This is a genomic window from Pseudonocardia sulfidoxydans NBRC 16205 (assembly GCF_007989085.1).
GTDB lineage: Bacteria > Actinomycetota > Actinomycetes > Mycobacteriales > Pseudonocardiaceae > Pseudonocardia > Pseudonocardia sulfidoxydans.
This window is the reverse complement of record NZ_BJVJ01000134.1, coordinates 1-8,059: the sequence shown is the minus strand read 5'-3', so window position 1 is coordinate 8,059 and position 8,059 is coordinate 1. Positions and strand designations below refer to the sequence as shown.

Below are 8,059 nucleotides of genomic sequence, written 5' to 3'. Positions count from 1 at the left end.
GAATCGGGTTGGTGGTGACGCCGTAGGTCTCCATGCCGCCCTTGATCAGGTCGACGTGGAAGTCGATGAACCCGCCCATCTCGATGGCGCCGCAGAAGGTGATCTCGCCGTCACCCTGGGAGAAGTGCAGGTCGCCGCCGGAGAACAGCGCGCCGGGGACGTGGACGGGGTAGAAGACGCGGCTGCCGCGGGTGAAGTTCTTGATGTCGTGGTTGCCGCCGTTCTCCCGCGGCGGGACGGTGCGCGCGCCCTCGCGGCCGATCTGAGCCAGGAGGTCACCTGAGGCGGTACCACCGAGGACGGACTCCTCCAGCGGCGGCAGCGCCAGCGGCGGGACGCGGTCGGGGTCGGTGGCGATCAGCGCGCGTTCACGGGCGTTCCAGCGGGACAACAGCTCGGGTGAGGGTGCGGTGCCGAACAGGCCGGGATGGGTGATACCGGTGAACTTCACGCCCGGGATGTGCCGGGAGGTGCAGGCCTGCCCGGAGAAGTCCCAGATCGCCTTGTAGGCGTCGGGGAAGTGTTCGGTGAGGAACCCGCCACCGTTGGCCTTGGAGAAGATGCCGGTGTAGCCCCAGCCCTGCCCCGGCTTGTCGCCGACCTCCTGCGGTACCGGGCCCAGGTCGAGGATGTCGACGACGAGCAGGTCGCCGGGTTCGGCGCCCTCGATAGCGATCGGCCCGGAGAGCATGTGGGCGCCGGAGAGGTCGACGTCGCGGACGTCGTTGGCGGAGTCGTTGTTGCCTATCTGGCCGTCGGTCCATTCGCGGCACTCGATGCGGATCGAGGAGCCGGGCCGGACGGTCGCGGCAGGTGGGATGTCGGGGTGCCAGCGGTTGTGGCCGGGCACGGCCTGATCACGCATCGACTTGAGCTGGTCGACGCTGAAGACGACGTCGGGCATTATCTCAGTCCTCCAGTATGTATTTGAACCAGGCCTACGGACGCGGCAACCGCGCGTGACGCGGATCGTTGCTCGTGTCGAACGCTGTGCGACTCCGGCCGGGCGCCGAACTCACCACCGGTGGTGTATCTGCACTGGCCTCAGCACCGTCAAGTGCGCGACGCAGGGCGCTGTCCACTCCGCGCAGGGCTGGGGCCCCATAGATGCGTCGGGCATCGCTGCCGCAGGTCGCGCACTCAGCGCTGGCACTTGTCTGGCTCATAGGCCGAACAAGATCGAAGTGCCCGCACGATGCGCACGAGAAGGTGTAGGTCGGCACGGTCGGTCGCCCCTAACAGTTCACAGTCCAAATGAGACGCGGCTCAGGAGACGAACGCGCGGCCGAGCGGCAGGCCGCGGCCCCCGAGCGCCGACGAGAGCGCAGCCCCGAAGACGTAGCAGCCCGCGGCCGCCGCAACGAAACAGCTCAATCCGGCGAGGGTCCGCAGGAATCCCTGATCAGCGAAAGTACCGGTGATGAAGGACAGCCAGACAAAGATGAAGACCAGGTCGGAGAACACCAGGATCGCCACGATGCTCAGGGGCAAGCGCAGCGTCCCGAGGACGAGAACGGTCGTCACGATGGCCCAGCACAACGCGTACACGGAAAAGGTATCGGTGAGGGCTGCACCTGCGGTGGCGCTGTCCGTACCCGGGGGGTAGGTGCCGTACCAGTTGTGGACGTAGCCGACGTAGAGGAGGGCAAAGCTGATGAAGAACCCGCCGAAGAGACCGAAGATCCCGGCGACCGGCCCAGCCCCGCCGGCAATTGCCCAGCGGGCCGCGATGAGGAGGCCGATCCCGAGCGCCGCGAAGAGGGGCACGAGTGCTCCTGCAGCGCCGGCCGGCGCATAGCCGAGCAGAAACATGCCGAGGGCGAGAACGCCGATCACGGCACACGGCAACCCGAGCAAGATCGGATTGGCAGCCGCCACGGCGACAGCGCCGTCGTTGGCGCTGGTGCGGTTGGAGACGTCAACGTCGCTTGTGCTCATACAAGTCCACCTGTCCCAAGATCAGCCGAACCCGGGCAGCTGCGACCGGCCGGTCGCAGCTCAGAGTCGTGTCGTGGGAAACAACCTACGCGAATAGTGTCGTTTGGCAATACCTTCGATGTGAAGTGTTCCGAGCGCGGTAAGGTCCGCCGGCGGTGACGCCATGACCGGCGCCACCTCAAGGACCGCCCGGCCCGGTCGAACATCGGGCGGGCAGCGTCGAAGGTGGGGGATCCGCCCGTCGAGCGCGGGCCCTCGTGCAAAGGTGCCCGACAGCGTGTCGGCAGTGGGACTCCCCGCAAGAATGCCGCGTCATCAGAGCGCCACGGTCGCGGCGAGACGGCGGCCGGCTGGGGGGTACAAATTCTGTACTGGCCGCTTCGGGGTCCCGGCGGATGGCATCATGCCTGTCTCCGCCATCCGGCGGCAGTCGTAGGCGCCCAACCGGCGCCCACCTGAGGTCCGACCAGCCGTGGGCCCTCAACTCGACGAGCCCGGCTGTGATCCGACAGGCCCCGCTACTGATCAGCGAATTGTCGGATCCTTCGGACATGGTTGTGCTGCGGGGGGAAAACGTGGAGCATCTACCCCTGGCACGATGAGCCTCACCCGTTTGGCTTAGCCTACGTCAACAAATCGGCAACACTCAGGCACCAGACTGGGCGCGCGAAGGTTATGACGTGGAGGTATCCGTATGACAACTGATGTCATCAATATTGCCTTTGTCGTGCCGGAAAGCGGCCCCTCCGGCATCTACGGCCCGTCCTGTCAGGCAAGCGGACGGCTCGCCGCAATGGAGATCAACGAGGCCGGTGGGATTTTGGGCCGCGAGGTACGCCTGCGGACCGTTGACGGCGGCCAGTCACCCGAGCGAGTTGCCGCGGAAGTCGCTGAGATCGTGGGGAAAGGCCTCGCCGAGGCGGTCACCGGTTGGCACACCTCTGCCGTCCGCGAGGCTCTCGTCCCGCGACTCTGCGGCCGCGTCCCATATATCTACACCGCCGTGTATGAGGGTGGCGAGCACACGCCGGGGGTCTTTCTCACCGGGGAAACGCCGGCCAATCAGATCCTCCCGGCCATGCGCTGGATGGCGGAGGAAATGGGTATCCGGCGGTGGGTCATCGTTGGCAACGACTACGTCTGGCCTCGTGCTTCTGCGCGATCAGTCCGCGCTTACGCCGAGCAGATTCGGGCCGTCATCGGTGAAGAGATCTTCGTTCCCCTCGGCACGGAGGCGTACGGCTCGGTGCTCCGCAGGCTGCGGGATGCCCACGTCGACGGCGTACTCATGTTCCTGCTCGGCTCGGACGCGGTCAAGTTCAACCGCGCCTTCAGCAGAACGGGAATGGATGAGCAGATGGTGCGCCTGAGTCCGCTCATGGACGAGAACATGCTGATGGGAACGGGAGCGCAGAGCACCCACAACCTGTATTCGGCCGCCGGCTTCTTCGAGACACTCGCCACCGCTCACGGGCTCGACTTCGAACGACGGTATGTCAACCTAGTGGGTCCGAGCGCTCCGGCAGTGGCGTCGCCGGGAGAGTCTTGTTACGAGGGTATCGCGATGTTCGCGGAATTGGCGTCCGCCGCCCGCGCCACAGACGTACCGCACATTAGCAGAGTCGCGAACCTCGTCTCGTACGAAAGCCCCCGAGGTGCTGTCCGTGTGTACAATCAGCACCTCATTCAACGGGTGTACCTTGCGAAAGCCGAAGGACTTGAGTTCGATGTCCTCGCTGAAATCCATGAGGGTTCCTGAAACGGACGTGTGCGGAACCACATGAGTTTCGAGCAGGAATGCACGCCAGGTTCGGACGTGGGGGCGCCCTGGCGTTCCCATCCGCTCCAGCTAATCAGGCACGGCCGCGCCGTGCACTGTTGAGGTGTTCCTCGCTCAGCTGAGACAGCAGCGCGACGAACAGGTCGCTGCTATCGGTGAGCGACGAAACAAAAACCTGCTCGAGGGTCGAAACCTCCGCTTCGAGGTCAGAATAGAGGTTCTTTCCCTTGTCGGACAGGAATGCGAGCACACGCCTACGGTCACTGTCGTCGACCACGCGGTACACGTAGGCGGCGTCCACGAGCTTGTCCATGATCTTCGTCATGGTCGCGCCCGGAACGACGAGAGTCGCAGCGAGTTGCGACATCGCGTGCCCCTGGCCGTCCGCGAGCATCTCGAGAGCGCGCCACTGGTCGACCGTCAGTCCACGTTCGGAGATGACTTTCTCGAGCGAGCGGGATGCCTGACGGTCGAGTTGCCCCAGAAGCATGGTCAGCGACAGTCGCGTCGACGACTCCCGGTCAGCTTCTGCAGCCTGCTGCCGCTTACCCATCTCGGCCTCTCCCTCCTGGGGCGTCAGCTTCAACTCCGCCCGCACGTCGCGCCGCATCGGTGCCTGCGGCGCGGCACTGACATAGTCGCAGGTCCTGCCGTCGCTGTCAGTGGAAACACTGTCAGTGTAAAGGGCGTGGGCGCCGCGCGTCTCGCCAAGCAGTGCGTGATCTTTCGCGCGCCGTTTTCCTCACCCTGCGTAGAGGGTCTCGTGAAACGTGGGGCCCCGACGACGAGGTGCGGACGTCAACCCCGCCCGAGATACTTCCGATCGATGGTATTGTCACCCTGTACTTTTCACGTAGACTGCATCACTGCAGGCGAGACATCGGGGCGGACCGCTCGCCCATGCGAGCACTGCCGTATGGCCCGAGTGGTCAGCTCTGCCTTGATCCGGACAGTCGTGCTCGATACCCGACGAGCACACGGATGCGGCTGACGGGCCGACGGCCGCGGCGTCCCTGATCGGCCAGGCACTGGGAGCGCTCAAGAGCAGACGGCCGGACACTCGAAATCCATCTACCGCACAAGAGGACTTCATGGCATCAGTAGGCGACAGCGTTCCCGACGTGCGAGTGATGATCAACGCTGCTGACGGCCCTCAGCCGACCGGCAGCGGCGAGCTCTTGCGCTCCGGCAAGATCTTGCTGATCGGCGTGCCCGGGGCCTTCACACCGGTGTGTACCGATCATCACCTCCCTGGCCTGGTGAGTGCCGCCGGCCGTCTCGCCGCGAAGGGGATCGAGAAGATCGTGGTGGTATCAGTGAACGACGCATTCGTGATGAATGCGTGGGCGGCTTCGCAGGATGCGAACGAGGGCTTTCTCATGATGGCGGACCCGGACGCCGAGTTTACGCGGGCCATGGGCCTGGCAGCAGACGCCAGCGAGTTCGGACTCGGCGTTCGCTCGGAACGCTACGCGGCGGTGGTCGAGGACGGGGTCATCAGGAGTCTGGACGTGGAGGCCCACTTCACGGAGAACACGGTGAGCTCCGCTGAGGCCATTGAGAGCAGGCTCTGACCATTGAGTGAAGGCACTCGGTCCACTGGCAGGCGCACATGATGGCACCCCCGGACAACCCCGCCACCGCAGACCGCTGCTTGGCCTCACCTTTCTGCACAAGGAGTCACAACGATGCCGATCGACTGGGCTGAGGTCGAGAGACGGTACGGGGAAGGTGCAAAAATCCCCACGGTCGCCGGAGGCAAGACGCTCGAGATCACGAGCGTCGACGCGGATGGCATTCACATCCGGAACGCCCTGTGGCGCGACACGTTGAGGAGAGAAGACCTCGAGAAGGGCGTCGAACTGGTCGAGAACGGAGTCGTCAGTCGACAGGCCGGGAAGTTCGTCGAGGAATACCGGACGTTCGTGGTGGACGTCCGTGCGACCTCCGCTGCCCATGTACTGAAGCATCTCGGGTTTTTGGAATAGCTCAAGATGGACGATCCCGACTACTGGCTCCGATACGAGCTGGCCGCTGTCGTGGGGCCAGATGCGACAGTACAGAGCGTGGCTCAGGCCCTCCGGGTGGCGTCGAACGACGCTCGAGCGGCGCCTGTCGCCTCCTTGGAAGCCGGCCTGGCCATGGTCCCCGTCACCGCCGAGCTCGCTGCGCGGCTGTCCGCTGACGCGTTGAGGGCTCGGAACCTCGGCCAGCTCAGCGGACGCGACCCCGCAGCTGCGTTGCGACGCCAGCACCTGGCTGGGCCGGAATCGGGTTTCCTGCGGCTGACGCCAGCGATCGTCGCGCTCGTCGAGGCGGTATCGGTTCTCGGAACGCTGGCCTACATCGAGGCGGACTACATCGGTCTCGAAGGCCGTCAGGCGGCCGCACTTTGGGAGAGTGGCCAGCTGATCATGGGACCTCGACTGCTCGGTCGGCGGGAACCGTTCGACCCCCCGGGTGCACCGATCACTGTCGCACTTCGCGGGTTGGGCGTCGAGAACCGTGGCCGCCGCGACGCGTTCCTTGTGGCAGGTCTGGATCGCTACCGCACAACGGAGCAATGGCTGGACGCGGATACAGTGGTCGAACCGAGGGACGGCGCGTGAGCTTCTCATCCATTCCGTTCCTGAAGAGCGTGGCAGGTGTCAGATGATCGAATGGTCGGATCTGGTGACGAGGTTTCGCACCGGAGATGAGCTGAAACCTCTGGTCGGCGGGTCAGCCCTGACGATCGAGAGCGTGGATGAAGAGCAGATCTGCATCAGACAACGTTTGTGGCGAGCCTGCGTCACTCGGGCAGACATGAAGGTCGCAGGCGAGATCCTGGACGCCGCCCCGGCCGACATCAGTCCGGTAGAGCTCGCCGAGCGAATCCGAGTTCACTACATGTCGGGATTCGAGCTGGTGACGGAGTGCTCGCGCGTGCCAAATCTCGCGGCAATCCTGCTGTACAATGCGGGTGCCGTCTCCAGTTAGAGCGTGTCTCCGTATTGACGTCACGTGTCGCAGCATGATCAGCCGATGAGTTCGTCGAGGTTCGCGGTGCCCTCGGATGCTCAGTGGAAGTGGCTCGGGTCTTTGCGGCCGTCGGACGCGATAGCGTGGGCATCCGTTCGGCGATGACCGACGGTGGTTGAGGGGATCAACTTCGGTACCGGACTGGCGTTTCGCGGCGGGATCTGTCTCGGGAGCAGTTCGGGCCGTGGCGAACGGTGCGGAAGCGGCACTGCCGCGTTACCGGGAACGGCACGTGGACACGGTGGCGGCGGCGTTGCTGGCCAGGCCGACGCGGACGAAAAAATCGAGTGGACCGTGTCGGTGGACGCCACGATCAACCGAGCCCGCCAGCACGTGGCGAACTCGACCCGCCCTGAGCAGGACACGGGCGGCACGGTCGAACTACGCCGAATCGCCGGCAGGGTTCGTCGCTAGCCCCACTCGGCGGGGCGCGTGAACCGGCAGGTCATGGCCTCGGTCGGCTGACGACGAAGATCTACGCCGTGGTTGATCGACGCGGGCGTCCGCGGGCACTGATGGTGACCGGCGGGCAACACAGCGACGACGGCACCCTGCTCGCCCAGGTCATGCCCGACCTGGGCGGCTCGCCTGCGCGCCCACACACCCGACCCCGACGCGGTGGTGGCCCGACCAGGCCTATCCTTCAGGAGCGAACCGGCGCGCGCGTTGGCCCGCCTCGGGATCGCCCCTGTTATCCCCGCAGAGACGGACGAGAGCACAGCCCGCATGCGCCGCAGCTCGGCCGGCGGCCGGCCACCCGAGCTCGACGTTGGGACTACAGGCGGGTTGAAGCCACGGGTGCCGATGACGGACAACTCGTCGGTCTCACCCGCGGCGGTATACCGCCCCGGTCTGGCCCTCGTGACTGTCGCGCCGCCGCCTGAGCCGGTCAGCGCGTGGACCGAGTCATCGTTCGGCCGTCATCGTTGGGGCAGGGCCGCGAACACCCGGACGGTGATCTCGGCGACCTCGCCGACGGCGTTCACGCTGACGAGCCGGTCGCGGTAGTAGTCGAGCAGCGGCGCGGTCTCGTCGCGGTAGACCTGCTGCCGGTTGCGGATGACGGCCTCGGTGTCGTCGGAGCGGCCGCGGGCGAGCAGCCGCTCGACGACGACGTCCTCCGGGACCTGCAGCTCGACGACGGCGTCGAGCTCGTCGCCGGTCTCGGCGAGGATCTCGGCCAGCGAGTCGGCCTGCGCCGTGGTGCGCGGGAACCCGTCGAGCAGGAAGCCCTTGGCCGCGTCGGGGTCGGCCAGGCGGGCCTTCACCATGCCGACGGTGACCGAGTCGGGGACGAGGTTGCCCGCGTCCATGTAGCAC

At 65.8% G+C, this 8,059-nt stretch carries 10 protein-coding genes; 5 read left to right on the top strand and 5 right to left on the bottom strand.

The genetic code is table 11. The features are described from left to right. From PSU4_RS30115 to PSU4_RS30105, 3 genes are all read right to left on the bottom strand, one after another. Window positions 1-904, bottom strand: a 904-nt coding sequence (locus tag PSU4_RS30115; RefSeq protein WP_147115955.1) for an acetamidase/formamidase family protein, incomplete at its 3' end; no start/stop codon positions are given. A 34-nt stretch (window positions 905-938) separates the two neighbouring features. Next, window positions 939-1,223, bottom strand: a complete 285-nt coding sequence (locus PSU4_RS30110; protein ID WP_147115953.1) for an FmdB family zinc ribbon protein — start codon at window positions 1,221-1,223, stop codon at window positions 939-941. A gap of 43 nt (window positions 1,224-1,266) precedes the next feature. Beyond that, the gene (locus tag PSU4_RS30105) at window positions 1,267-1,938 is read right to left on the bottom strand and encodes a GPR1/FUN34/YaaH family transporter (protein WP_147115951.1); all 672 of its coding nucleotides are present in this window, start codon (window positions 1,936-1,938) and stop codon (window positions 1,267-1,269) included. Window positions 1,939-2,632: 694 nt separating this feature from the next. Here PSU4_RS30105 and PSU4_RS30100 point away from each other — a divergent pair. Continuing rightward, window positions 2,633-3,697, top strand: coding sequence for a substrate-binding domain-containing protein (locus PSU4_RS30100; RefSeq protein WP_147115948.1), 1,065 nt, complete (start codon window positions 2,633-2,635; stop codon window positions 3,695-3,697). A gap of 94 nt (window positions 3,698-3,791) precedes the next feature. Here PSU4_RS30100 and PSU4_RS30095 read toward each other — a convergent pair whose 3' ends face one another. Continuing rightward, a complete protein-coding gene (locus PSU4_RS30095; RefSeq protein ID WP_147115946.1) occupies window positions 3,792-4,328 on the bottom strand; it encodes a MarR family winged helix-turn-helix transcriptional regulator in 537 nt (178 codons plus the stop codon). 481 nt (window positions 4,329-4,809) lie between these two features. Between PSU4_RS30095 and PSU4_RS30090 the strand changes: the two genes are divergently transcribed. From PSU4_RS30090 to PSU4_RS30075, 4 genes are all read left to right on the top strand, one after another. After that, entirely contained in the window at window positions 4,810-5,292 is a 483-nt protein-coding gene (locus PSU4_RS30090) for a peroxiredoxin family protein (RefSeq protein WP_147115944.1), read from the top strand. A 114-nt stretch (window positions 5,293-5,406) separates the two neighbouring features. Next, window positions 5,407-5,706 (top strand): hypothetical protein, encoded by a 300-nt coding sequence (locus PSU4_RS30085; protein WP_147115942.1) that lies wholly within the window; start codon window positions 5,407-5,409, stop codon window positions 5,704-5,706. A gap of 6 nt (window positions 5,707-5,712) precedes the next feature. Then, entirely contained in the window at window positions 5,713-6,327 is a 615-nt protein-coding gene (locus PSU4_RS30080; RefSeq protein WP_147115940.1) for a hypothetical protein, read from the top strand. 43 nt (window positions 6,328-6,370) lie between these two features. Further along, a complete protein-coding gene (locus PSU4_RS30075) occupies window positions 6,371-6,697 on the top strand; it encodes a hypothetical protein (protein ID WP_147115938.1) in 327 nt (108 codons plus the stop codon). A gap of 962 nt (window positions 6,698-7,659) precedes the next feature. Here the strand turns inward: PSU4_RS30075 and PSU4_RS30065 are convergent. After that, window positions 7,660-8,052, bottom strand: a complete 393-nt coding sequence (locus tag PSU4_RS30065; RefSeq protein ID WP_246115446.1) for a nucleoside monophosphate kinase — start codon at window positions 8,050-8,052, stop codon at window positions 7,660-7,662. Window positions 8,053-8,059 lie beyond the last annotated feature (7 nt).

Bases quoted from the DNA above. Each gene is read 5' to 3' on its own strand.
- PSU4_RS30075 (WP_147115938.1), top strand. From the start codon at position 6,371: ATGATCGAATGGTCGGATCTGGTGACGAGGTTTCGCACCGGAGATGAG.
- PSU4_RS30100 (WP_147115948.1), top strand. From the start codon at position 2,633: ATGACAACTGATGTCATCAATATTGCCTTTGTCGTGCCGGAAAGCGGC.
- PSU4_RS30065 (WP_246115446.1), bottom strand. From the start codon at position 8,052: ATGGACGCGGGCAACCTCGTCCCCGACTCGGTCACCGTCGGCATGGTG.
- PSU4_RS30080 (WP_147115940.1), top strand. From the start codon at position 5,713: ATGGACGATCCCGACTACTGGCTCCGATACGAGCTGGCCGCTGTCGTG.
- PSU4_RS30095 (WP_147115946.1), bottom strand. From the start codon at position 4,328: ATGCGGCGCGACGTGCGGGCGGAGTTGAAGCTGACGCCCCAGGAGGGA.
- PSU4_RS30105 (WP_147115951.1), bottom strand. From the start codon at position 1,938: ATGAGCACAAGCGACGTTGACGTCTCCAACCGCACCAGCGCCAACGAC.
- PSU4_RS30085 (WP_147115942.1), top strand. From the start codon at position 5,407: ATGCCGATCGACTGGGCTGAGGTCGAGAGACGGTACGGGGAAGGTGCA.
- PSU4_RS30090 (WP_147115944.1), top strand. From the start codon at position 4,810: ATGGCATCAGTAGGCGACAGCGTTCCCGACGTGCGAGTGATGATCAAC.